At 35.8% G+C, this 25,313-nt stretch carries 17 protein-coding genes and 2 pseudogenes; 12 read left to right on the top strand and 7 right to left on the bottom strand.

Annotated elements, in window-relative coordinates:
* Window positions 1-25: 25 nt before the first annotated feature.
* Entirely contained in the window at window positions 26-1,804 is a 1,779-nt protein-coding gene (locus IGJ63_RS08735; RefSeq protein ID WP_101731704.1) for an ABC transporter ATP-binding protein, read from the bottom strand.
* Window positions 1,805-1,856: 52 nt separating this feature from the next.
* Complete coding sequence (locus IGJ63_RS08730) at window positions 1,857-3,584, bottom strand: ABC transporter ATP-binding protein (RefSeq protein ID WP_101731703.1); 1,728 nt, start codon at window positions 3,582-3,584, stop codon at window positions 1,857-1,859.
* Window positions 3,585-3,650: 66 nt separating this feature from the next.
* On the opposite strand from IGJ63_RS08730, the gene IGJ63_RS08725 reads away from it, so the two are divergent.
* Window positions 3,651-4,466 (top strand): MerR family transcriptional regulator, encoded by an 816-nt coding sequence (locus tag IGJ63_RS08725; RefSeq protein WP_002395516.1) that lies wholly within the window; start codon window positions 3,651-3,653, stop codon window positions 4,464-4,466.
* Between the two features lie 474 nt (window positions 4,467-4,940).
* Window positions 4,941-5,201 (top strand): annotated as a pseudogene (locus IGJ63_RS08720) (hypothetical protein); the annotation flags it as partial.
* Window positions 5,202-5,227: 26 nt separating this feature from the next.
* Here IGJ63_RS08720 and IGJ63_RS08715 read toward each other — a convergent pair.
* Window positions 5,228-6,384, bottom strand: a protein-coding gene (locus tag IGJ63_RS08715; RefSeq protein WP_438746293.1) for an IS3 family transposase whose coding sequence is annotated in 2 segments (ribosomal slippage) — window positions 5,228-6,126 and window positions 6,126-6,384 — 1,158 coding nt in all. Because the reading frame shifts where the segments join, the coding sequence is not laid out codon by codon here.
* Window positions 6,385-6,464: 80 nt separating this feature from the next.
* Here IGJ63_RS08715 and IGJ63_RS08710 point away from each other — a divergent pair.
* Window positions 6,465-9,797: pseudogene (locus IGJ63_RS08710) on the top strand (isopeptide-forming domain-containing fimbrial protein); the annotation flags it as partial.
* 93 nt (window positions 9,798-9,890) lie between these two features.
* Here IGJ63_RS08710 and IGJ63_RS08705 read toward each other — a convergent pair.
* The gene (locus tag IGJ63_RS08705) at window positions 9,891-10,478 is read right to left on the bottom strand and encodes a CPBP family intramembrane glutamic endopeptidase (protein WP_002419528.1); all 588 of its coding nucleotides are present in this window, start codon (window positions 10,476-10,478) and stop codon (window positions 9,891-9,893) included.
* A gap of 368 nt (window positions 10,479-10,846) precedes the next feature.
* Here IGJ63_RS08705 and IGJ63_RS08700 point away from each other — a divergent pair, with 368 nt between their 5' ends.
* From IGJ63_RS08700 to IGJ63_RS08675, 6 genes are all read left to right on the top strand, one after another.
* Window positions 10,847-11,785, top strand: coding sequence for an ABC transporter permease (locus IGJ63_RS08700; RefSeq protein ID WP_002389270.1), 939 nt, complete (start codon window positions 10,847-10,849; stop codon window positions 11,783-11,785).
* Window positions 11,786-11,796: 11 nt separating this feature from the next.
* Entirely contained in the window at window positions 11,797-12,720 is a 924-nt protein-coding gene (locus IGJ63_RS08695; protein ID WP_002359877.1) for a carbohydrate ABC transporter permease, read from the top strand.
* 23 nt (window positions 12,721-12,743) lie between these two features.
* Window positions 12,744-14,210: an ABC transporter substrate-binding protein gene (locus tag IGJ63_RS08690; protein WP_002369012.1), complete on the top strand. Its 1,467-nt coding sequence runs from the start codon at window positions 12,744-12,746 to the stop codon at window positions 14,208-14,210.
* Between the two features lie 70 nt (window positions 14,211-14,280).
* Complete coding sequence (locus tag IGJ63_RS08685) at window positions 14,281-14,916, top strand: YesL family protein (protein WP_002362905.1); 636 nt, start codon at window positions 14,281-14,283, stop codon at window positions 14,914-14,916.
* The gene (locus IGJ63_RS08680; RefSeq protein ID WP_002425984.1) at window positions 14,870-16,600 is read left to right on the top strand and encodes a sensor histidine kinase; all 1,731 of its coding nucleotides are present in this window, start codon (window positions 14,870-14,872) and stop codon (window positions 16,598-16,600) included. Before IGJ63_RS08685 ends, IGJ63_RS08680 begins: the two co-directional genes overlap by 47 nt.
* 11 nt (window positions 16,601-16,611) lie before the next feature.
* On the top strand, window positions 16,612-18,093 hold the full coding sequence (locus IGJ63_RS08675) for a response regulator transcription factor (RefSeq protein ID WP_002356858.1): 1,482 nt from the start codon (window positions 16,612-16,614) through the stop codon (window positions 18,091-18,093).
* Between the two features lie 40 nt (window positions 18,094-18,133).
* On the opposite strand, the gene IGJ63_RS08670 is transcribed toward IGJ63_RS08675, so the two are convergent.
* Window positions 18,134-20,275: a GH92 family glycosyl hydrolase gene (locus tag IGJ63_RS08670; RefSeq protein WP_101732285.1), complete on the bottom strand. Its 2,142-nt coding sequence runs from the start codon at window positions 20,273-20,275 to the stop codon at window positions 18,134-18,136.
* Between the two features lie 172 nt (window positions 20,276-20,447).
* Here IGJ63_RS08670 and IGJ63_RS08665 point away from each other — a divergent pair, with 172 nt between their 5' ends.
* Window positions 20,448-21,560 carry an FUSC family protein gene (locus tag IGJ63_RS08665; protein ID WP_101732286.1) on the top strand — a complete coding sequence of 371 codons (1,113 nt, stop codon included), beginning with the start codon at window positions 20,448-20,450 and terminating at the stop codon, window positions 21,558-21,560.
* 43 nt (window positions 21,561-21,603) lie between these two features.
* Here IGJ63_RS08665 and IGJ63_RS08660 read toward each other — a convergent pair whose 3' ends face one another.
* Together IGJ63_RS08660 and gloA2 are read right to left on the bottom strand one after the other, a co-directional pair.
* On the bottom strand, window positions 21,604-22,086 hold the full coding sequence (locus tag IGJ63_RS08660) for an SRPBCC family protein (RefSeq protein ID WP_002356863.1): 483 nt from the start codon (window positions 22,084-22,086) through the stop codon (window positions 21,604-21,606).
* A gap of 21 nt (window positions 22,087-22,107) precedes the next feature.
* Entirely contained in the window at window positions 22,108-22,488 is a 381-nt protein-coding gene (gloA2, locus tag IGJ63_RS08655) for an SMU1112c/YaeR family gloxylase I-like metalloprotein (RefSeq protein WP_002356864.1), read from the bottom strand.
* Between the two features lie 211 nt (window positions 22,489-22,699).
* Here gloA2 and treP point away from each other — a divergent pair, with 211 nt between their 5' ends.
* Together treP and IGJ63_RS08645 are read left to right on the top strand one after the other, a co-directional pair.
* Window positions 22,700-24,166, top strand: a complete 1,467-nt coding sequence (gene treP / locus IGJ63_RS08650) for a PTS system trehalose-specific EIIBC component (RefSeq protein WP_101732288.1) — start codon at window positions 22,700-22,702, stop codon at window positions 24,164-24,166.
* A 127-nt stretch (window positions 24,167-24,293) separates the two neighbouring features.
* Window positions 24,294-25,298, top strand: coding sequence for a nucleoid-associated protein (locus tag IGJ63_RS08645; RefSeq protein ID WP_101732289.1), 1,005 nt, complete (start codon window positions 24,294-24,296; stop codon window positions 25,296-25,298).
* The last annotated feature ends 15 nt before the right edge of the window (window positions 25,299-25,313 follow it).

Below are 25,313 nucleotides of genomic sequence, written 5' to 3'. Positions count from 1 at the left end.
GAAGAATGACTTGTTCCAGTTCTTTTTAAGTGGTTTGAAATTGACTATTATATAAGCTGGCGTAAAGAGTCGGAGCTTGTAATAGTTCCTGATGCGTTCCTTTTTCAATAATATCGCCATTTTTCATCACTAAAATTAAATCAGCATTTTCAATCGTGGATAATCGATGAGCGATAACGAAGCTTGTTCGATTTTCTGTGACAGTTTCCATCGCTTTTTGAATATGGGCTTCTGTTCGTGTGTCCACACTCGAAGTTGCTTCATCGAGAATAACAACGGGCGGATTTGCTAAAATGATTCGGGCGATGGTTAATAACTGTTGTTGCCCTTGTGATAATGCACCATTTTCGCTAGAAATAATTGTGTCATATCCTTGAGGAAGGGTCCGAATAAAATGATCACATTGAGCAATTTTAGCCGCTTCAATTATTTCTTCACGAGAAGCGTCTTTTTTTCCATAGGCAATATTATCTGCTACGGTTCCTTCAAATAGCCAAGTGTTTTGTAATACCATGCCAAATAAATTTCTTAGATTTTGTCGAGAAAGTTTCGTAATATCAATCCCATCAAAAGTAATGGCGCCTTGATTTATTTCATAGAAACGCATCAATAAGTTGACTAATGTTGTTTTACCAGCGCCGGTGGGTCCCACAATGGCCACTGTTTTTTTCGGTTGAACAGAAAAATCAACATTCTTCATTAAAATTTTTTCTGGTGTGTAGCCAAATTGAACATTTTTAAATTCAATGGCTCCTTTAGGAGAAGAAATAGTTTCTAAATGAGTTGCTTCTGGCTGTTCATCAGCTTCATCTAAGATAACAAAAATCCGATCAATGGAAGCCATCGCTGCTTGAATTGAGTTAATGACATAAGAAGCGGTAGAAATCGGCTCAGAAATTTGGTTGATATATTGCAAATACGCTTGCAAGAAACCAATCGTAATACCACCAGATAAAACGAGCATTGCGCCTAAGATAGCACTGATAATAAAAGCCAACTGATTGATAAAACGAATAGCTGGATAAATCGCAAAATTTAGAAACTGTGCTTTTTTAAAGGCACGATAATGTTGTTGATTAACAGCAGCAATTGTTTTTTCAGCATTTTGCTGTTGATTAAAGGTTTTTGTGACCAAATTTCCTGCCAAATATTCTTCCATTTTATTATTTAATTGACCTAATTCAGCTTGACTTTGATCAGCAAACACCTTGTTTTTATTCGCAATTTTTGTCGTCATGAAAGTACTACCGCCAATTAGTAGCAACACTAAAATAGTTAATTTTGCATCAATATAGAACAACATAATTCCTGCAAAAAGGATAGTCACGACGGAAGTGAAAAATTGGTTGATGCCTGTTAAAAGAACTTGTGACAATTGGTTTAAGCCAGTTGTTGAACGACTAATGATATCGCCCACTTGGTGATTGTCAAAGAAGGCCATTGGTAAAGTTTTAAACTTTTTTGTCACTTCTTTTCTAATTCTTAAAGTAACCCGTTCGCTTAAAGAAGCCATTGCTCGTTCCTGGATAAAAGAAGTGATACTACTAATGATTGAAAAGAGAATTAAAAGTAAGACGGGACCTAAGAGTGCTTCTTCAACTAAAGGAAGTGTCATGCCTTTGAGCTCGACACGCTTGATCGCTTCTAAGAGGTTATCAATCCCGATTGCCATAATATAGGTCATGGCAACAATTAATAAGTTTCCAATTAAACTGCAGATCATTAGACCATAAAAGATTGGATGCTCAGGTTTAATCATTTTCCAGAAACGTTTAAAGCTTTGAAGATTCATTGTTTTTTTCATTGTATGGCTTGAAAAGAAAACTTTCTTTCAAGCAGTCACATCCTTTCTTTAGTTACTTGGGTAAGATACCTTGCGATTTAGCAAAGTCTTGGTAATAGCTATTAGTGGTAAGTAAATCAGCGTGGGTGCCTTGACCAACAATCCTTCCTTCATCTAGGACGATAATATTGTCAGCGTTCATGATTGTACTTAACCGTTGAGCAACAATGAGTAAAGTTTTGTCCGCCATTTGTGCATGTAAAGCGGCACGTAGAGCGGCATCAGTTTTGTAATCTAATGCAGAAAAGCTATCATCGAAAATATAAACATCTGCCGGTTTGATTAAGGCTCGTGCAATACACATTCTTTGTTTTTGACCACCAGAATAGTTGGACCTGCCTTGTGCTACGAAACTTTCAATCCCTTGTGGTAAGGAATCGATAAATTCAGAAGATTGTGAAATTTCTAGTGCCGTTTTTATTTCTTCTGTAGTTGCTTCGGCATTTCCCATTAATAAGTTTGATAAGATTGTCCCACTGAAAAGAAAGGCTTTTTGTGGCACATAACTGATGACTTGGCGAATCGTTTGCTGAGATAATGAGCGGATATCTGTGCCAGAATAGCTAATCGTGCCGGCTGTGACCTCATTTATTCGTAAAAGTAACTTAACTAAAGTACTTTTACCAGCGCCAGTTGCCCCAACAATCGCCGTTGTTTTTCCTTTAGGGATGACAAAACTAACATTTTCTAAAACAGGATCAGCTGTTTCTGTGTATTGAAACGTGACGTGATCGAAGCAAATCAAGGCTTTCTCAGGATGATAAGCAATGGTTGCTTCAGTATGAGGATCGCTAATTTCAATTTCTTCTGACAAAACTTCTTGCAAGCGATTCAAGGAAGCAACGGACCGTGGAATGACAACTAATACCATAGCAGCGATCATTAAGTAGGCCAAAGTTAGAAGCGTATATTCAATCACAGCTGTAACGGTGCCAATTTGTAGGGTGCCTACCGCCACTAAATTACCGCCAAACCACAAAATAGAGGCATACACAACGCCCATTAATAAAAAGGCAACGGGAGTAATCCAAGCAAAGATTCGATTCACTTTGCTCATGCGTTCAGCATAATTTTTAAATGTTTGATTGGTTCGCTGCTCTTCAAAGTCTTGATTATTGAACGCACGAATCATATTAATTCCAGTAAAGAACTCTCGTAAAGTCGTAGTAATTCGATCCATTTTTGGTTGAATTTTTAAAGATAAAGGGGTGCCTTTTTTCATTAAAAAATAAACAACGACTAAGTAAAATACGATGGAAGCCAATGTTACCCAAGCGAGTGAAACTGAATAAGAAAATGTCATCACTAAGGCAAATAAACTAATAATAGGCGCTGGAAAGATTAATTGGCAAAACAGCACAATCATTGTTTGAACATTATCTACATCGTTGGTCATTCTAGTTAGCAAAGAATTTGAACCAAATTTATCAACATTTTTCATCGAGAATTGTTGAAATTTTTTAAAGAACAATCCTCTAACTTGGAAACCAAATTTAGCAGCTACTAAAGCAGACAAATAGCTAGAAATAATTGCGGCAATTGTTCCAATGAATGCCACAAGAAACATTTGTATGCCAATCGTTTTAATTACTTGTTGGTCACCGCTAACGATGCCCACATCAATCAACTTGCCAACTAATTTAGGGACGCCAAGGGTTCCTGCGATTTGCAAACAGATGGTTAAAGTTGTCGCAAGAACAATCCATTTATTTTCTTTAATAAACTCTTTCATTAATTTCATGAAATTTCCTCCTTAAACAATACCGTTTTAGCTGTTACAAAGAGTCATTGTACACATTCAAGTAACTTGAATGTCAACAGTAGAAATGCTAAACTTTTTGATGGAGGGAACAGTATGGAAAAAAATTACACAATAAAAGATGTTTCTGAGTTGTTAAATATCCCTAAGTCCACGATTCGTTATTGGGACGAGCAAGGGTTGATTAGTACAACACGCAATGAAGAAAACGGATATCGAACCTTTGATTTAGAAGATTTGTTCAAAATATATGATATTGATTTTTATCGAAAAATGGGGATTCCTATCAAAGATATGTTGAATTTGTATAAAAAGACTCCTACCGATCTCTATGCCACCATGGAAGCAACAGAAGAACAACTGGGGCAAGAAATAAAAAGGCTTCAGCATAAATACAAAGAAATCAAGAAAAGAAAATTACATTTACATGCGTTAATTGATTTAGAAACATTGGTTTTTTCAGATGAACCAATTCCTTTTGATAAAATTGTTGTTGTTGATATTGAGGATCCAGAAGAGATGAAAGTTTACATGGAACACATTTCAACTTTAGGTATTTACGGGGATTTAAGTGAATCCAATGAACTGACGTATGGGATTTGTTTGGCAAATCATGTGAATAAAAAAAGTTTAGACAAAGTGATTTGGCTCAAAGAACCAAGTAGCCAATACAAAGGCTTTATTTTAAAAGTCAATACACAAGATACCCGTTTGAATAATATCGAAGAAGTAAAAAAGCGTTTAGCAAAACAAGGATTTGAAACAGGCATCGTTGTCGGAGAGCATATCTTGACACAACTAGAAGAGGAAAATCAATATATTGAATATTATTATGGTTGGATTGAAATTTTAGGGGAAAAGTAAAACAATTTAAAAAAAAGAAACTAGTAATAGCAAATGTAGCTAAGCTAGTTTCTTTTTTTGGTAAATGTAATGAAAATTACATGAAAAAAATTTTAGTTTTTAAAACAATTTAGAACGAATGTTATTAAAGGGAAAACAATAAAAAAATTACTCTTAAAGCTAGAACTTACCTATATTTGTATTTTTTAGGGAAAGTCAATATATTTGCTTCATATAAAACGTGTTATTTAATTCGTAATTTTTTGTTGAAATATCGGGTTTTTTTCTTTTTTTAGCCAATATAATGTGTTACTTTTTGATTATAAGGAGAAACGGAAAATCGTACGTTAAAAAAAGTTGTTGTAGCTAAATAAAGAAAGAATTGAAGGTTGAAAAGTATTTTATGGAGGTGGATATTGAGAAATAATGAGTAATTGTAAAAGTTGTTTGAAGATGATTTGTTTAAGTAAATGAAAAGAACGAAGGAGAATGTAAATGAATAAAGCAGTTAAAAATTTTGTGAGTTACCTTATGATTACCATGCTGTTTATTTTAAATTTGTTACCAATGATGAACGCATTTGCTCAAGAAGTAACGAGTGATGCTGAGAATACTGTTGAAAAAGACGGGCTCAAAGTAATAGGGAAAATAGAAGATACATCGTCTCAAGAAGATATTAAAACGGTCACTTACGAAATAACAAATACACGAGATGTACCAATCAAAAATCTCATTTTAAAATGGATAGATGTCAATAAAGTAGACACAAAAAGAGAAGATACTTAAAGACATTCAAAGTAAAGAGCCTCCTTTTCATTTGGTGTAAGCATATCTAATGTTCCGTGAGGACGTTTGGTGTTATAGAATCCTTCAATGTAAGCGAAACAAGCCAAACGTACTTCTTCGATTGAATGGAATGAACGGCGATTTAATTCTTCTTTTTTCATATATTTAAAAAAAGCTTCGGTAACGGCGTTATCCCACGGATAACCTGGTTTTGAAAGAGAATGGACAATCGGATGATGCTCTATAAACTTTCTAAATTCAAAAGAGGTATATTGAGACCCTTGATCTGTATGAAAAAGAACAGGATTCATTAATTTTCGAGAATGAAGTGCTTTTTCTAATGTTTGAATGGCTAGTTTTGTATCAATCGTTGATCCTACGGTCCAAGCAATTACTTTTCTAGAAAACAAATCTAAAACGACACACAAATACGCAAATGTTTTCTTACCGATGGGGATATAAGAAAAATCACTTGTCCAAACTTGATTTGGTGCAGGTGGATTGAACGCTTGGTTTAGATGATTTGGCCGTGTCAAAGAAACCTTGTTTTTCCTTTTTTTGAAAACAGGCTTTACTGTAGACATTTTTGGGAGGTCCATTGCTTTCATCAAGCGATAAACACGACCAATACTAATCGAAATGCCATAATCACGCAAAAGAATCTGGCGGATTTTTGCAGCGCCAAGACGTTTTTGAGAAGAAGTATAAATTTCTAAAATCACTTTTCTTAGGTGTTGATTTTCTTTTGTTCTTGGGGCTACTTTTCCAGAAAAGTGTTTGTAATAAGTGGAACGATTGACTTTGAGTACACGACAGAGTGTAACAATACTGTGTTCATATCGAAGAATGTGTATGGCTTTTAATCGTTCGTCAAGCGAGGCGTGAATATGGCAATCGCTTTTTTTAGGATTAAATTTTCCTCCTCGAGTTGCGCATTTCGTTTTTGTAGCTGTTTGATTTGACGGGCCGTAAGGATCGTGTCATCGTCAATTTTTACTTCGGAATATTGTTTGACCCAACGAGCAATTGAAGAAAGAGCAATGCCGTACTCCTTAGCTAAAGCATTTTGAGTTTTACCACTTTCGTGAAGTTTTACAATGGATTTTTTAAACTCTTCGTCAAATTTACGTGGTGATTTTCTGTTATTTACCATATTAAAAATTCCTTTCAAAATTTCTGTCTATTTATTTAATAGTATACCAAAAAATGTGTCCACTTTATTAGGATACATGCAACCTTCAACCAAATTCAACAAGAAAGATTACCATAAATGGGCAAATAACTACAAAAGCGTCGAGCAAGTTATTGGTCAGCGTACTAATAGAAGATAATGAAAAAGGGACACTAGTAATTGATTTACCTAGTAAAGATATGCTAGCAGATAAAGAGTTTGTTTCGAAGGAAAAACAGGAAACTTCAGAAACAAAAGTAGAAAATCAGGCAAGCGAAACAGCCTCTTCTACAAATGAAATGACCGCAACTACTAGTAACGAAACAAAGCCTGAAGCAGGAAAGGCGACAGAAAGTATTCAAGAGACAGCACTAACGCAGGCTACCGAAAGTCCTGAGCAACCTCCATTAAAGGCGCAACCTACTGGTCCGTTAGTGCCACCAACACCTGGTCGGGGGTTTAATACACCGATTTATCGAAGCGTTCATAGAGGAGAACTTTTTTCAACGGGAAATACCAACTTAAAAATTGCGAATGAAAATACGGGGGCTGCGCAAACATTTTTAAACACACGAGGAGCAAGTAGTGGTTATGCAATTAACAATTTTCCTTTAGAATTTGCAGATGTTGACAATGATCCAAATACGTATAACTCTAGTCGGGCTTATATTGATTTAAATGGTGCAAAAGAGATTGCTTGGGCGGGCTTATTTTGGAGTGCCTCTAGATATAAAGGCCCTGCTTACGGAACAAATCTTTCTGATGAAGAAATTAGTGCACCAGTTCAATTTACAACACCAAATGGAACCGTACAGCGTGTTTCGCCCCAAAGGTACCATCGTATCGATCAAGATGCAACAAACCCAGGACAACGTTTCGGATACAATAATACTGGATTTTCTAATTATGCAGATGTAACTTCAATTTTACAAGGGGATAAAAGTGCGACAGGAAGTTATACGTTAGCAGATATTCCTATGACAAGTAGTTTAAATGGTCAATATCAATATTATAACTTTAGTGGTTGGAGTTTGTTTGTTGTTACAAAGGATCAGGCAAGTAAGTCAAGAGCTTTTAGTATTTACTATGGAGCACGTGGCAATGCTGCTGGAACTAATAATGAATTTACTATGAGCAACTTTTTAACAGCAAAACAAGGAAAGCTTGATCCAATTGTGACCTGGTTTACTGTTCAAGGAGATAAATACTGGACTGGAGACAACGCACAAATTAAAAATAGCGCAGGAACTTGGGTAAATATTTCGAACACGCTCAATCCAGTTAACAATGCTATGAACGCAACTGTGACAGATAACGATGAACATATGGTAGACAAGTATCCAGGGAAATTTGCGCCGGATCATCCTAATTTTTTAGATATTGATATCGATCGTATGGCAATTCCCGAAGGTGTTTTAAATGCTGGACAAAACCAAATTAATTTTAGAACAACAAGTAGTGGTGACGATTATTCTACGAATGCGATTGGTTTTGCTGTAAACGCAGAAACACCTGAATTTGAAATTAAGAAAGAAATTGTGGAACCAAAAGAAACTTACAAAGTTGGTGAAACAATCACGTATCGTGTCTCACTAAAAAATACAAAAGCTGATTCAGAAGCGATAAATTCAGTTTCGAAGGATGCACTAGATGGTCGCTTAAATTATTTGCCAGGCTCTTTAAAAATTATTAGTGGACCAAATTCTGGTGAAAAAACGGATGCTTCAGGCGATGATCAAGCAGAATATGATGCAACCAATAAACAAATTATAGTCCGTGTTGGCAATGGTGCAACTGCTACACAAGGAGGTAGCTACAAAGCTGATACAGCTGAAACAATTTACGAATTTAAAGCGCAGATAAATGAACGAGCAAAAGCAAATGAATTAGTGCCTAATAGCGCAACCGTTGAGGCAGTAGATATTTTAACATCTGCAAAAGTCAACGAAACTTCTAATATAGTAGAAGCAAAAATTGCGGACGAACAAGTAACTGGCAAATTAACCGCAACAAAAACCGTTAATAACGCCAAACCCAAACTAGGGGAAGCAATCGAATACACCATTAGCTTCCGCAACACTGTCGAAAATGGCGTCTTAAACAAAGTGGTTGTCACAGACCAACTACCAAAAGGACTAACGTATGTCAAAGATAGCCTAACAAGTGTCGGTGATGAACCCAAGCCAACCAGCTTGAAAGAAGCCAACGGCACAATCACAGCGGAATACCCAAGTATCACCGATACGAAAGAGCGGAGTATTCGTTTCAAAGTGATCGTTAACGAAGAAGCCAAAGCAGGCGAAACAATTCTCAACAAAGCCAAAGTAGATGACACAGTTAATCCGCCCGAAGAACCAGAGGTGCCTGTGGTACCAGAAGCGAACGCAGGCAAATTAACCGCAACAAAAACCGTTAATAACGCCAAACCCAAACTAGGGGAAGAAATCGAATATACCATCAGCTTCCGCAACACCATCGAAAATGGCGTCCTAAACAAAGTGGTTATCACAGACCAACTACCAAAAGGATTGACGTATGTCAAAGATAGCCTAACAAGTGTCGGTGATGAACCAAAACCAACCAGCTTGAAAGAAGCCAACGGCACAATCACAGCGGAATACCCAAGTCTCACCGATACGAAAGAACGGAGTATTCGTTTCAAAGTGATCGTTAATGAAGAAGCCAAAGCGGGCGAAACAATTCTCAACAAAGCCAAAGTAGATGACACAGTTAATCCGCCCGAAGAACCAGAGGTGCCTGTGGTACCAGAAGCGAACGCAGGCAAACTAACCGCAACAAAAACCGTTAATAACGCTAAACCAAAACTAGGCGAAACTATCGAGTACACCATTAGCTTCCGCAACACTGTCGAAAATGGCGTCTTAAACAAAGTGGTTATCACAGACCAACTACCAAAAGGACTGACGTATGTCAAAGATAGCCTAACAAGTGTCGGCGATGAACCAAAACCGATCAGCTTGAAAGAAGCCAACGGCACAATCACAGCGGAATACCCAAGTCTCACCGATACAAAAGAGCGGAGTATTCGTTTCAAAGTGATCGTTAACGAAGAAGCGAAGGCAGGCGAAACAATTCTCAATAAAGCCAAAGTAGATGACACAGTTAATCCACCCGAAGAACCAGAGGTGCCTATTACACCCGAAGAACCAGCGAAAAATAAAAAGGAAACAAAAAAAGTTGTTACAGACCAGAACAAACCTACAAAAAATAGTAAAAATGAAATTGCCATAAACAAGAAAGAAACGTCTAAATCATCCTATTTACCAAAAACAGGAGAAAAAGTCCAAAAAATATTTGCATATCTGGGTGTAGGACTGATCTTAATTGTATTAATTCTCTATGTTATAAAGAGAAACAAAGAAAAAGAGGAGTAAACAAAATCGATTGTTTTAGAACGACTAATTAGCTGAAAATTTAAGAGTTGGCAACATAAGTCAAAATGACCTATGTCGCCAACTCTTTTTGATTTATAACAAGAAACCCAACATATTATTAACAATATGAATAGCCATAACAAATACAAGTGAACGATTTGATTTTAAGTAAGCTGCAGATAATAAAATAGCTCCTGGCAGATAAATGAGAAAATCAAGGGGCTGTTGTGTGTGCATAAAGGTGAATAAAAAAATTGAAATTATAGTCGCACTGGCTATACCAATTGTTTCCGATAAACAATTCATTAATACTTGCCGAAAAACTAGTTCTTCAGCAATTGGCCCCACGATTGCTAAGAAAAATAGAGTAACAAGCAATGGGACTTGTGCACCAAATGAGAGAACATCTTGTTGATTAGCAATTGGATTATTACTCATGATTTTTTGAATAATAACATCGACTAAAAAAATCAGCCCCACCCATAAGAAAATGCTAAAAATACGCCAAAGAGTCTCTTCTTTAAAATAGTCGAACCCAGCAACGATTTCTTTCCAAAATAAAACTATTCCCACAATAGCAGTAATAGTTAAACCTGTTACGAGATTTGCAAAAGATGATTCTACTAAATTATTATCAAATAACAGTGAAATAGCTAATAATAATAAAGAACCAGCTTGCATTAAAACTGTGAAAAAATATACCACAATTAAACTAATTGCTCTAGTGTTTTTACGGATAAAATTCAAAAATAGTCCTTCTCAAAAATAATTAGATAATATCCTTTGTGAAAATAACAAGTTCTCAGCTTTTATACAACAAATACGCACTAGCGAAACCGCTTTATGAGTGAGATTTATCCAATTATTTTTTAAGTTCTTAAATAGTTATTAAAAAATATCAGATAAACGTTTTCACAAAGAACGGTCAATTCGGTAAATTTTTACCTTAAAATGATACAAAATCTATAATTTGTTTCTCAAATCCTATAATTTGTTCCTTAAAAAGATATTATGAAAACGCTATTATATTTATGAAAGGAGCGAAATGAATGAAGAAGAAAAACGGGTTTTTTCAAAATGTATGGCGTTATAAGGCCTTAATTCTTATGGCGTTACCAGGATTTATCTGGTTTATATTTTTCTTCTATATACCAGTCTTAGCCAATGTGGTCGCATTTAAAGATTTTCATATTTCACCAGATGGTTTCTTAGCTAGTCTAAGAGAAAGTCCTTGGGTTGGTTTTGAAAACTTTAAATTTTTATTTGCGTCAAAAGATGCTTGGTTAATTACTAGAAATACCATTTTGTACAATGTCGTCTTTTTAGCCTTTAACTTATTCTTCGCGATTGCTTTTGCTATTATTATGAGTGAATTAAGAAATCGTCGCTTGGTTAAAGTTTATCACACGATGTCATTGCTACCATATTTCTTATCTTGGATGGTTATTAACTATTTTGTTTATGCCTTTTTAAGTCCAGATAAAGGGATTTTGAATCAATGGATTACTGGTAATGGCGGCACAATGATTAACTGGTATGCAGATCCACGTTGGTGGCCAGTAATTTTTGTCTTCCTAAATGTTTGGAAGAGTCTAGGATACAACAGTATTATCTACTATGCTTCTGTGATGGGGATTGATCCGACATACTATGAAGCAGCGATGGTAGATGGTGCCAACAAATGGCAACAAATAAAAAATGTTACGATTCCACAAATTTTACCAATGATGTCTGTTTTATTAATTTTAAACATCGGCGGTATCTTCAGAGCAGACTTTGGTTTGTTCTACATCGTACCAAGAAATTCAGGTGCGCTTTACAACGTGACAAGTGTGTTAGATACCTATATTTACAATGGCTTAACGGCTACTGGTGATGTAGGCATGACGGCAGCTGCAGCGTTATATCAATCTGTCGTTGGGGCATGTTTATTATTAATTGCGAATTTAGTTGTTCGTCGAATTGAACCAGATTCAGCACTATTTTAGGAGGAAGGATTATGAAAAAGAAAAAAGTCACTAGCGTTAACGTTCGATCCTTCAACCCGACAGCGAATTTGATTTTCAATATTGTCATTGCTATTTTTGCTATTTCCTGTGTGGTTCCGTTTTTCTTTGTTATTATGATTTCATTGACAAGTGAAGGATCATTAGCAGCAAACGGCTACCGGTTTTGGCCAAAAGAATTTTCATTGGAGGCCTATCGTTACATTTTCCAAGGGGCAATGAGTCAACGCATTATTCATGCCTTAGGGGTAACGGTCTTCATTACGGTGACAGGGACGATTGTCAATGCAACAATGACGTCATTATATGCCTATGTCATTTCTCGTTCCAACTTTCCATTTAAAAAATTCTTTACATTGTTTGCTTTAATTACAATGTTATTTTCACCAGGGATGGTTGCGAACTATTTAGTAATGACAAACTTATTGCAATTGAAAGATACAATTTGGGCGTTAATTTTGCCTTTAGCTTTAGGACCATTTAATATTTTAGTGATGCGAACGTTTTTCAAGAAAACCGTGCCTGACAGTATTATTGAATCGGCACGTATTGATGGCGCAAGTGAAATGCGCATTTTTGTCAGCATTGTGCTACCACTAGCAGTTCCAGGGATTGCCACAATTAGTTTATTTGCGGCTTTGGGTTATTGGAACGATTGGTTCAATGCATTACTTTACATTCAAAAAGATACCTTGGTACCATTACAGTATTTATTGATGAAAATTCAAAACAACTTAGAGTTCTTATCAAGAAGTACGGATATGGGTGCAGCAGCACAAGAAGGGTTAGGCGTTCTACCAAGTGAATCGGCTCGAATGGCGATTGTTGTCTTATCTACGTTACCAATTGCGTTAACTTACCCATTCTTCCAAAAATATTTCGTGGGTGGTTTAACAATCGGCGGCGTGAAAGAATAAAATTGTACAGGAGGAAATAAGGAATGAAAAAATGGCAAAAAGGATTAGCCGTAGCTGGCGCAGCAGCTTTAGCTGTAGGACTAAGCGCGTGCGGTAAATCTTCAAAAGATGCAGCGTCAAAAGGTGATGATAGTACACCAACGTTATTAATGTATCGTGTTGGGGACAAACCAGATAATTATGACCAATTAATCGATAATGCGAATAAAATTATCGAGAAAAAAATTGGGGCAAAATTAAAAATGGAATTTGTTGGTTGGGGCGATTGGGACCAAAAAATGTCAACAATTGTTGCTTCTGGTGAAAGCTATGATATTTCATTAGCACAAAATTATGCAACGAATGCACAAAAAGGCGCCTATGCTGATTTAACTGATTTAGCACCTAAATATGCAAAAGAAGCCTATGATCAATTGCCAGATAACTATATTAAAGGAAATACGATCAATGGAAAACTGTATGCGTTCCCAATTTTAGGTAACTCTTACGGTCAACAAGTTTTAACTTTTAATAAAGAATATGTCGATAAATACAATTTAGATATTAGTAAAGTCGATGGTAGTTATGAAAGTGCAACGGAAGTTCTAAAAGAATTCCATAAAAAAGAACCAAATATTGCTGCTTTTGCTATCGGCCAAACATTTTTTGCAACAGGTAATTATGACTTCCCTATTGGTAACCAATATCCATTTGCAGTAAAAACAACTGATACTGGTTCACCAAAAATTATTAACCAATATGCCGACAAAGACATGATTAATAACTTAAAAGTCTTACATCAATGGTATAAAGATGGCTTGATTCCAACAGATGCTGCTACAAGTACAACACCATATGACTTAAATACCAATACTTGGTTCATGCGTCAAGAAACACAAGGTCCTATGGATTATGGTGATACAATCTTAACACAAGCTGCTGGCAAACCACTTGTTTCTCGTCCACTAACAGAACCATTAAAAACAACAGCACAAGCGCAAATGGCTAACTATGTTGTTGCAAATACGTCTAAAAACAAAGAAAAAGCTGTTGAATTGCTAGGTTTATTAAACAGCAATCCAGAATTGCTAAACGGACTTGTTTATGGTGAAGAAGGCAAACAATATGAAAAAGTTGGCGATGATCGTGTGAAATTATTGAAAGATTACACACCAACAACTCATTTGAGTGCTTGGAACACAGGAAACAACTTAATCATTTGGCCAGAAGAATCTGTCACTGAAGACATGGTTAAAGAACGTGATAAGAGCATCGAAGAAGCAAAAGATTCACCAATTCTTGGTTTTACTTTTGTAAATGATAAAGTGAAAACTGAAATCACTAACGTTGCTACAGTTATGAACCGTTACGCAGCAAGCTTAAATACAGGAACTGTTGATCCAGAAGAAACACTTCCAAAATTAATGGATGACCTAAAAACAGCTGGCTGGGATAAAGTTCAAAAAGAAATGCAAACACAATTAGACGAATATATCCAATCTCAAAAATAATCACAGGAGGCTGAGGCATTAGTTGAGCGCTTTTGGCTCAGCCTTTTACATAATAGAAAGGAAGAGGAAGATGGAAAGTACAGGGATTCAGCGGTTGTTTTACCTTTCCTGGACAGTAATCAAACTAAATTTACTGTTTGTTTTATTTAGTTTAGCTGGAGGGATTATTTTTGGTGTTGGTCCAGCACTCCAAATGATGACTGATTTCATTTTGGAAGAGGGCATGAATTATCAAGCAATCACCGTTAAACGAGCATTTGAATCATGGAAAGCACATTTTAAAAGAAGTAACTGTTATTTTTTACTTTTTCTCTTCACTTTAGGATTTGTTTTTTATAATATTTATTTAGCCGTTCAATTTACCGGAATAATGTGGTTAATTATTACATTTATTTTATTTTTTGTTTCCCTAATACTCGTTATTTTTTACATTTATATGCTACTATATGAAGGAAGCTATTTTATCTCAACTATTGATTTAATGAAGCTTTCATTTATCAGTATCTTTTTAAACCTCGGTGTATTTTTTAAAGTCTTATTCGGTGTAATTAGTATCGTTGCTTTAACTTGGAAAATGAAAGGACTGCTACTATTTGCTTCGTTTGCCTTAATTATGATGTGGTGTGCCTATGTCACGCGTAAAAATCGCCAGTTTATTGATGGAAAGTTGGAACAAAATGAAGCGAATCTTCAAAAAACTGTTTAAAAAAAAATATTTATTAAATCGATTAGTACAAAAATACAGTCTACTGTTAACAAGTATTATTTTGTTAACGGTGGCTGCTTTGTGCGTTTATGTTACTTATACAATTAACTTATCAATTGATTCACAAAAAAATAATGCCATTTCCCAAATTGACAGCTATGTAACGAATAAAAATAATGCGGCGACAAATATGATTAATGAATTAGCTGGCTCTGCAAGTAAAATTGAAAACATGCGAAAATATATGGAACTTTCTCCTCCTGAGTATTTTGACTATACTTACAGTCAATGGTCGGAAGATCGGGTCAGTACCCACTTTGGAAATAATTTAAGTACATTATTTAGCACCTTTCCTGACTTAGAAGAAGTGATTATTCGCTTAGATGAATTTGATCAGGTTTTGTTCGCCAATCGCACAGCTACAAATGGGAAAAAAATGGATATGTCATCAATTAAAAAACATGGCTTTCAACTAATGCGAATTATCTCCGATCCTTATACAGGACAACCACTGGGAGAATTGTACACTGTGTTTTCAAGTCAAGAATTGCTAGGCAACCAAGCAGACTTATTGAAAAAATCAGGTATTAATGCGTTTATCTATGATAGTGCTGGAAATCAAATTTTTTCTGAAAAAGCACAATTTACCAAAGAAGAAGAGCGGCAACTAGATAAAAGAATGCACACCGATAGTGACATTCAACAGGTTTTTCATAATCGCTACGATATTACGGAAATAGAAAGCAGTGGCCGGAGTACCATTCTCTTATTAACAAGCCGCCGAGTCTTATTTCAGCAATTGTTTATGAATTATGCGGCCATTTTAGGGATTGGGTTACTTTTGATTGTTATTTTATTAGTGGGCTTAAACCGCCTGTTTAAACGCTATTCTCAACAAGTCCAATTAATTTTAGAAGCGACACGAGCCATTGGCGATGGCAATTTAAAAGAACGAATTGACACGAATCAAGTTCAGGAAGAGTTGAATGATATTGCTTCCGCGATTAATTTTATGGTAGACAGTTTAGATCAATACATTCACGATATTTATACTTTAGAAATTAAGCAACGCGATGCTCACATGAGAGCGTTACAGTCGCAAATTAATCCTCATTTTCTTTATAATACGTTGGAATATATTCGTATGTATGCCTTGAGTCGGCAACAAGAAGAACTAGCTGATGTTGTCTATGCTTTTTCAACGTTACTTAGGAATAATATTAACCAAGAAAAAACCACGACCTTGGCAGAGGAAATCTCATTTTGCGAAAAATATGTGTATTTGTATCAAATGCGTTATCCCGACCAATTTGCCTATAAGTTCGAAATAGAAGAAACAATTGCTGATGTTGAAATTCCTAAGTTCATCATTCAGCCGCTTGTCGAAAATTATTTTGTGCATGGAATTGACTATCAACGACAAGACAATGCTATCAAGGTCCACGCCTACCGAGAAGGCGAAAAAATTATTGTGGCTGTTGTGGATAATGGAAAAGGAATTACCGCCAATCGGTTAGAGGAAATTCGCGAACGTTTAAATCAAACAGAAATAGAAACGGAACAATCCATTGGATTAAGAAATGTTCATGAACGTTTACAACGCTTTTTTGGGGAGAGTTATGGTTTAACCATTGAAGGGAAAGAAGGAGAAGGGACGACAATTCGTCTTTCGTTTGTAGCATAAGGGGTGAAAAGATGTATCGAGTGATGTTTGTTGATGATGAATATATGATTTTAGAAGGCTTAAAATGGATTATTCCTTGGCAAGAGTTAGGCTTTGAAATTGTTAAAACAGCGCGTAGTGCGCAAGAAGCATTGGCTTTTTTAGAAACAGAATCCATTGATGTTTTATTAACAGATATTACGATGCCGGAAATGAGTGGGATCGAATTAATTGAGCAAGCAAAGAAAAAAGGACATCAATTTATTAGTTTAATTTTATCAGGTTATCAAGAGTTTGATTACGTCAAAAAAGGCATGGCTTTGCAGGTCCAAGATTATCTTTTGAAACCAGTCAATAAGCAAGAACTATTAGCCAATATCCAAAGAATCAAAACAGAATTGGACCAACAAAAAAAATCCCATGCTCGCGTGCGTCTATATTTAGAAAATGGCTTGATGCGTTGGCTTAATGATGAAATCAGCGAAGGGGAATACGAAGAGTTAATGCAGCAATTTACGACTATAAAACCAGGTGATTTTACCGTTTTATTGGTTGAAGCTGAGATGCCATTTTTAGAAACAATCAAGGAACTATTTATGAAAAAAGGTCAACTGTTATTCATTGAAAGTTGGATGAGTACGTACCACCAATTGTTACTTATCTATAAAGGGGCTAGACAAGAAGCGTTCTTATTTATTCGTGAAATTGAAGCGATTCTAGCTGGTCAAGGTCAGATTTTTGTAGGGGAATCTGTCAATGAATGGGAAACGGTTTATGAAAGTTATGAGAAAGTAAAACAGTTGCAAGCAATTGAAACGTTCTATCAAGAATTTCTGCCAAATAATCAAAAAGAACAAATGAATCGTTCGGCAGAAGATTTTACTTTTCTAGCGTTTAACCAAGCCTTGATGATTGGGGATATGCAGACCATTCAACGGGAATTAGATGCCATTTTCAATCAGTTAAGTCAACAACACGCTACGCCAGAATATGTACGCTATGTAGTCTTCTTACTTTTTTCAGATATTTCCCGTCAGTATCCAACTGTGTTAGAAGAAAACTATGAAAAAATCGTGGAAGAAATTCGAGCTAGCAACAATCTTAATACACTGTATGCGTTAATGCAGCAAGTCTTGGCAGAAGTGAAAAATAAACCTAAAATAAAAAAATATTCAGAAAGTGTTAGCCAAGCTGTAGAAAGAATTGAACAAGGCTATTTAGAAGAATTAAACTTAAAAACGGTGGCGGATGAGCTTCATTTGAATCCTAGTTATTTAGGCCAAATTTTCAAAAAAGAAACCAAGCGGAGTTTTTCTCAATATTTGAATCAAGTGCGTACCAAGCATGCCCAGAAATTATTATTGTACACGGATGATACAATCAACGAAATTTCAGAAAAAGTAGGATTTAACAATACCAACTATTTTTCAAAAATGTTTAAAAAATTAAATGGAATTACCCCAAAAGAATTTCGAGAGCAATACCAATCAAATTACGCAGGTGTCGAAGAATAAAAAGAAAGATGTTCAATTTTTATGAACATCTTTCTTTTTATTATTTTTCTGTACTTAATGAAAACGGTCGTTCTGCTGTGTTTTGTGGATTCGGGACAATCCCTAATTGATAATCTAAAGTCCCGCCGTTTAATAGTTCTTGATGAGTAAAATAAGGCGTAGTATGTTTTTCTTGGTTTAACTGAATTTCATGAATAAATTGTTGTTGGACTTTGTTTGGTGATGTCTGAATGGTTAATTGTTTACCATTTGACAGTTTTACTTCCGCCGTCTGGACTAAAGGCATCCCGATTACATATTCACCAGTTCCTGGTGTGACGGGATAAAAGCCTAAGCTATTAAAAATATACCAAGCAGACATGCTACCATTGTCTTCATCACCTGGATAGCCAGTTGGTGAAGCATCAAATGTTTGCATTAGTTGTTTTAAAAGTGGTTGAGCCATCTCTGGTTTGCCGATGTAGCTGAATAGAAACGGATAATGGAAACTTGGTTGATTTGAGATGGCTAATTGACCAAAATCAATTGCCGCCATTTCACTCATTTCATGAATTTCAAAACCATAGCCTTCAACGTTAAAGTTAGGCGCTTGATTGCAGAGCTGAATTAATTTTTTTTCGAAAGCTAACTCGCTACCATATAGCTTAATCAAACCTGCAAAATCTTGATAAACCGCAAAACTTGATTGCCAAGCACTTCCTTCGGCGTAATCTTTGCCCCAACGAATATCTAAAAAGTCAGGACGGAAATTGCCTTCAGTATCCTTTGCTTGCATAAAGCCAGTTTCAGGATTAAAAAGTTGTTGATAATTCAAGGCTTGTTGACGATAAAACGTTGCGGTCTCTGAATCATTCAGTGTTTTTGCAACTTGCGAAATACAGAAATCGCTGTACGCATAGTCTAAGGTATGATTGACAGATTCATGATAGGTTGAAGGAACATAGCCATATTTTAGATAATCCAGAGTTCCTTGACGTCCATAATTTTCTCGTTCGCTTTGTTGTGTGGCGCCTTTTTTCATCGCTTCTAGGAACTGAGACATCAAGTCAGGACGAATCTTTTTCACGGCGGCATCAGCAATGACAGCGTCAATCAAGGTGCCGGGCATTAAACCACGCTCATCTGGAGATAACCATTTTGGCAAGAAACCTGTTTCGTTGTAACTATTTAAAAAGCCTTCTAGCATCTCTTCGTATTTTTCTTGAGCAATTAGTGAGAACAATGGGTAGACCGTTTTATAAGTATCCCAAAAGCCATTATTGGTATATAGTACACCAGGACGAACCGTTTGCGAGAACGTATCATAATGAATCGGCTGCTGATTTTCGTCCAATTCATAAAAGGTTTGCGGAAATAGGAATGTTCGATACAGTGTATGATAAAACGTTTTAGTATGTTCAGGATTTTCATGCGTTACTTTAAGGCGATCGAAATAATTATGCCAATCTGCGATTCCTTGTTGCAGCATCTCAGTAGAACGCAAAGAGATTTCTCGCGCTAAATTTAACTGCGCTTGTTTTTCAGAAATAAATGAACTACTAAAATGAACAACTTGTTGAGCAATATTTCCAAAAGAAAGAAGGATTTTGCCATCTTCACCTGAAGAAGGGGCAAACCATTTGGTTAAAGGCTGTTCAAAATGAAGCACAAAATAAAAACTAAAATCTGGATCTTCACAACCAGAATAGTTGATGACTTTTACAGCCACTTGATGGTCATCTAATTGTTTTACTTGATAACGTCCAGGCAGAGTTAGCAGTAAGTGATTATCTTTTTGTTGATAATCAATGGTTAAGATACCACCATACATGCTTGGGATTAATTGAGAAGTTATTTGATAGCGTAATTGAGTTAAGTTAATTTCGACAGGAGAAAAAAGGCTTTCTTCTGGACGATAAGAACTTTGGGCATGGAATAAAGAAAGTTCCGACAATGAACCACTGACAGGGGTCATTAATAAATGGCTAAAATCACCCATCCAAGGACTTGGTTGATGCGTTACTCGATAGCCTTGAAATGTTCGATCTTCTGGATGAAACCACCAGCTGCCTTTTTGGTCAGTTGTTTGCGGGGCGTAAAAATTCATCCCAAATGGCACGCCAGTATAGGGTAGACAATTCCCATTTGAAAAACTATGTTGGTTGGCAGTTCCGTGTCGCGTATCAATCGCTTGAATATTCATGAAAGTAGCTCCTTTGTTTTAAATGATATATCATATAGGCTGATTATAGCACAAAAAACGAGAAATGAAAGCGTATTTATTTGCTTTTTTATTTATTTTTAACGAATTGGTATATTCAATTTGGAAAGGGAATTGACAAGCATGTTACAATGGATAAGGAATCGATATTGGAGTGATTGTTATTTATTTTCTTAGTACAAAAAGTCAGCAATTTTTTGCGTATGTTTGGGCCATTTTCCCAGTCATCTCCTTTTTTTTGGTTAGTTTTTATACATTGGATTTTTTATTTTCCCCAAGCTATTTAATTATGGTGCCTGTATTTACTATTATGTTTAAAATTAACTATAAAAAAGATTATTCGTTTGTAGCGCTGCTCAAAATGAGTATCAGGCAATTTGTGATCAGTTTTTTAGCATTTATAGCCAGTAGTTCCTTTAGCTGGTCTATTATTTTAAATAGTAGTGTGACATTTTTAATTGTTTATTTATTTTATTCATCTGCGACACCGATGCGGTATCATAGTTATTTGATGATGTTTACGTTTTGTCAGTTAATCCAGGTTAAAGGAAATACATTTTTGATGCAATCTCAAGTTGTGGCCTTTTTAATTGGTCTTTTTTTATTGGCTTTAACATTAAACGCTTGGTGGCAAACAGGATTAAGTCAGCTAACCAGCTTAAAGAGTAGAGGCCATGTTCGCTTTTTTAAAAGCATTCAATTAAATATGAAACAACAAAAATTGGCGGTTATTAATTTCTGGCACGACTTACAACAGACTTTTTTTGGGATCACAAGTTTCAAACAATTTTTAGAAAGTCCTGACGAAAGTGTGCAACGATTTCGTTTAGCTATTCGTATGAGTTTCACCATTACGCTGAGTTTTATTTTAATGTGGAGTGTAGGAGGCATTAAAATAATTTGGATTCCGATGAATGTTTTTCTACTCTTGCATCCAGTGAAAGCAGAAATGAACACGCGTATTAAGACACGTTTTTGGGGGACTCTTTTAGGATGTTTCCTTAGTCTGTTTGTTGTCAATTGGCTTCAATTGCCACTGACACACCTCGTTGTTTCTAGTTTGATTGGCATTTTTGTTTATGCCCTAAAACCAGGAACCGTGTTACAAGTGACAATGGCAACGATTTTTGGGTTATGTTTGGCAACAATTAGTTTACGAGGGATGTACGCTGCAGAGTTGCGGGTCTCTTTTGTATTATTGGCAATTTTTGTTGTTTGCTTAATTGATTTAGGTTTATTTGTTTATCAGCGTATCTTACGTTTTTAAAAAGTGTGGCACAAAGGGTTATTTACCCGTTGTGCCACACTTTTTAATTTTCTAAATTCGTTAATTTTTCCAAGTAATGATTTTCTATTTGCGGAAAATCTATTTTTTCTGGTGCTGCATCAGGGGTTTCAACTACTTGCTTCAAGCGGTTGAGAACAATTGACCAACCAGCGATATCTTTATGGCGAGGTGTTGTAAAATTTTCTGGGAGAGATTCTGAAAAGACTAACAGGGTCTGATGAGGTGCTTGTTCTTTTAAGTCAAAATAGATGATACCAGTATCCCAAGTCACGCCCAGATATTTTTCCTCTGCATAATCAGTGAAAGGCATTGTTTCTTCAAAATCGGGCAGAATAAACCGCCAAAACCCGTTAACACCTAATTCACCAATCTCTAATTCTGGAAACCATTGTTTTAGCTTGTCTGTCTCAGTGAGGTAGCGCCAAATCGTTTGAGGGCTGGCTGAAATTGCCCGTTCTGTACCAAAATAAATCGTCTGGTTTTCTAAGCGAAAGGTATCTTTCATTTTGTTTCTCTCCTTTATTTATTATTCATGAAGTTCTAAAGGTAGTCCATCTGGATCAAAAAAGAAGGTCATTTTTTCACCCGTAAAATCATCTACTCGTAGCGGTTCTGTTTCAATTCCTTGCTCATTTAAAAAAGCAATCACTTCTTCAATATGTTCAACTTTAAAAGCTAAATGACGTAATCCTAAAGCTTCAGGATAAGAGGGGCGAGCGGGAAATTGATCAGAAATGAAAATTTCCAATTCTTGGCTGCCTAATTTTAAATCTAATTTAATATCGTTTTTTTCGGGACGATGATTTTCGCGAAGAACTTCAAAGCCCAACTTTTCGACATAAAAATTTTTAGTTGCTTGATAATTTGAGGCATTGATTGCCACATGATGAATTTCTTTAAAAAACATTTTTCATACTCCTTTTCGTTTTTTCCCTCTGTAGTATAGCAATAAAGAAGCAGCTAAAAAAGCGTTCTGTTTGACTCTTTAAGAAAAGACAAGGGATTTGTAAAAAAATAAAATTATTTTTTCGAAAGAAAGCGCTTGCCAAAAAAAGAATAATCGAGTATGATGTATATACAACTTAATTGTATATACAAGTTTGAGAGGAGAATGTAAAATGGGTAAGTTTCAAAGCGATGCACAACAGTTGTTGAAAGCAGTAGGAGGCAAAGAAAATATTTCAGCTGTTTCTCATTGTGCAACTCGAATGCGTTTTGTATTAAAAGATCCAAAAAAAGCGGATGTACCTGTGATTGAAGATATTCCTTCTGTAAAAGGAACCTTTACCAATGCTGGACAGTTTCAAGTAATTATTGGGAATGAAGTCCCACAATTTTATAATGATTTTTCTGCAATTTCCGGTTTAGAAGGGGTTTCAAAAGAAGAAGGGAAAGCAGCTGCCAAAAGTAATTTGAGTCCTGTTCAACGAGTTGTTTCTGTTTTAGCTGAGATTTTTACACCATTGATTCCTGCGCTTGTTATCGGGGGATTGATTTTAGGGTTCCGCAATATTTTGGAAGGGGTTCCATTTGGCTTTCTTGATGGTCAAACAATCGTGGAAGTTTCTCAATTTTGGAATGGAGTCAATTCATTCTTATGGTTAATCGGCGAAGCAATTTTCCACTTCTTGCCAGTTGGGATTACGTGGAGTATTACGAAGAAAATGGGAACCACACAAATTTTGGGGATTGTCCTAGGGATTACATTAGTCTCACCACAACTTCTGAATGCTTATTCAGTTGCGACGACTAAAGCAGCAGAAATTCCTTTCTGGGATTTTGGGTTTGCTCAAGTTAACATGATTGGTTATCAAGCGCAAGTTATCCCAGCTATGTTAGCCGGCTTCTTGCTTGCCTATCTTGAAATTTTCTTTAGAAAAGTGATTCCTCAAGCAATTTCAATGATTTTTGTCCCATTGTTTGCTTTAGTACCAACAGTATTGGCTGCACATGTCATTTTAGGACCAATCGGTTGGACGATTGGTAGTTGGGTTTCTGATATCGTAAATGCAGGATTAACGTCAACATTTAATTGGTTATTTGGCGCCGTCTTTGGCTTTATGTACGCACCATTAGTCATCACTGGGTTGCATCATATGAGTAATGCGATTGATTTACAGTTGATTGCTGACTTTCAGTCAACCAACTTATGGCCAATGATTGCTCTATCAAATATTGCACAAGGTTCAGCGGTTTTAGCAGTTATCTTTATGCATCGTGGAAACAAAAAAGAAGAACAAGTTTCGATTCCAGCGATGATTTCTTGTTACCTAGGTGTGACTGAACCAGCGATGTTTGGGATCAACTTAAAATATGTTTATCCATTTGTTGCGGGCATGATTGGTTCGGCAATGGCCGGAATGTTTGTCACTTTAATGGGCGTTCGTGCGACAAGTATCGGCGTCGGTGGCTTGCCAGGAATTTTATCTATTGTGCCACAATATTACTTGCCGTTTTTAGTCGCAATGGTGATTGCGATTATCGTACCAATGGGCTTAACTTATATTTTCAGAAAGAAAGGCATCTTTAATAAAGTCGATCCAGTTGATGAAGCAACAGGGATGTTATACAGCGAAGAAGGGTAATCGCTTTTTGAAGTTAAGAAGAATTCGTAGACATTTGTCTACGAATTCTTCTTCTTTTTATAGAAACTATTGGCTTTTTTCTCTCTTTCAGTTAGACTAAAAAGGTTGAGAAAAGGAGAGCGTAAAAATGGATATTTATTTAAAAAAAGCAATTTTACACATTATTGATCGAGAAACTGGGACGCCGGTTTTCTCTGAAAAGGAACTAGATTTAACCACTGAGTATATTCGAACGTATTTAACTGCAAAAATTTCAAAACTTTCGACTGCAAAAACAAAGACTGGAACATTGGCGGAAAATAGTTCCTTTGTTGACTCCTTACGTGGGATTCCTAGTGATTTTGTGAAGAAAAGCCAAGAAGTTACCCAACATTGGTATGATGTTTATTCAGGAAGCGAAGATGCGCCTAGTGCTGATATTTTGTTCATTTTATATGAATTAGATACGGTGTTACATGTCGCAATGATTAAATTAAACTATAAAGAAAGTTACACGCATTACGTCGACTATGAAGAAGAATCCGTTTATAACAAACTGATTATCAACCGAGCAATTTTGTCTTCAAAATCACAAAAACCAGATGAAGGGATTACGGTTGACTTAGATACATTAGCGTTTGAATTACTAGAGAAAAGATATGAATTTTCAGAAGAAAAAATCTGGTATTTCTCTGAAAAAGTGATTGAGACGCAAGCGGCACCTTCCATGGAAGAAAATATCAAAGAAATTAAAAAAGCAGTCAAACGCATTGGAAAGAAATTTAACGAAGATGAGTTTGAACTAATGGCTTCTGTAAAAGAAGCGGTATATGATAGCATTGAGGAAACGGGAACGATTGACAATGAGCAGATTGCTGAGCAAGTGTTTAAAGAAAATGTATCAGCTAAATTAGCTTACCAAGAAGAAGTGAATGAGTCGAAGTTTGTCGATAAAACACCGCCAGTCAGAGAATCTCGCGAAATTTCTGAAAAGAAATTTGGCAAACAAAAGTTAAAAATGGATAACGGTATTGAATTAATTGTTCCGTTAGATGTTTACCGCAATGGCGATTTAATTGAATTTGTTAATAATCCAGATGGTACAGTGTCCATCATGCTAAAAAATATCGAAAAAATTAGTAATCAATTATAAAGAAAAAACCGTTGG

This window comes from Enterococcus sp. DIV1375a (assembly GCF_051712205.1).
Lineage (GTDB): Bacteria > Bacillota > Bacilli > Lactobacillales > Enterococcaceae > Enterococcus > Enterococcus faecalis.
The sequence above is the reverse complement of the archived record's forward strand: the minus strand, read 5'-3'. Positions and strand labels throughout refer to the sequence as shown.

Coding starts and splice junctions, on each gene's coding strand:
- IGJ63_RS08735 (WP_101731704.1), bottom strand. CDS start 1,804: ATGAAAAAAACAATGAATCTTCAAAGCTTTAAACGTTTCTGGAAAATG.
- IGJ63_RS08730 (WP_101731703.1), bottom strand. CDS start 3,584: ATGAAATTAATGAAAGAGTTTATTAAAGAAAATAAATGGATTGTTCTT.
- IGJ63_RS08705 (WP_002419528.1), bottom strand. CDS start 10,478: ATGCAAGCTGGTTCTTTATTATTATTAGCTATTTCACTGTTATTTGAT.
- IGJ63_RS08700 (WP_002389270.1), top strand. CDS start 10,847: ATGAAGAAGAAAAACGGGTTTTTTCAAAATGTATGGCGTTATAAGGCC.
- IGJ63_RS08695 (WP_002359877.1), top strand. CDS start 11,797: ATGAAAAAGAAAAAAGTCACTAGCGTTAACGTTCGATCCTTCAACCCG.
- IGJ63_RS08690 (WP_002369012.1), top strand. CDS start 12,744: ATGAAAAAATGGCAAAAAGGATTAGCCGTAGCTGGCGCAGCAGCTTTA.
- IGJ63_RS08685 (WP_002362905.1), top strand. CDS start 14,281: ATGGAAAGTACAGGGATTCAGCGGTTGTTTTACCTTTCCTGGACAGTA.
- IGJ63_RS08680 (WP_002425984.1), top strand. CDS start 14,870: ATGGAAAGTTGGAACAAAATGAAGCGAATCTTCAAAAAACTGTTTAAA.
- IGJ63_RS08675 (WP_002356858.1), top strand. CDS start 16,612: ATGTATCGAGTGATGTTTGTTGATGATGAATATATGATTTTAGAAGGC.
- IGJ63_RS08670 (WP_101732285.1), bottom strand. CDS start 20,275: ATGAATATTCAAGCGATTGATACGCGACACGGAACTGCCAACCAACAT.
- IGJ63_RS08660 (WP_002356863.1), bottom strand. CDS start 22,086: ATGAAAGATACCTTTCGCTTAGAAAACCAGACGATTTATTTTGGTACA.
- gloA2 (WP_002356864.1), bottom strand. CDS start 22,488: ATGTTTTTTAAAGAAATTCATCATGTGGCAATCAATGCCTCAAATTAT.
- treP (WP_101732288.1), top strand. CDS start 22,700: ATGGGTAAGTTTCAAAGCGATGCACAACAGTTGTTGAAAGCAGTAGGA.
- IGJ63_RS08645 (WP_101732289.1), top strand. CDS start 24,294: ATGGATATTTATTTAAAAAAAGCAATTTTACACATTATTGATCGAGAA.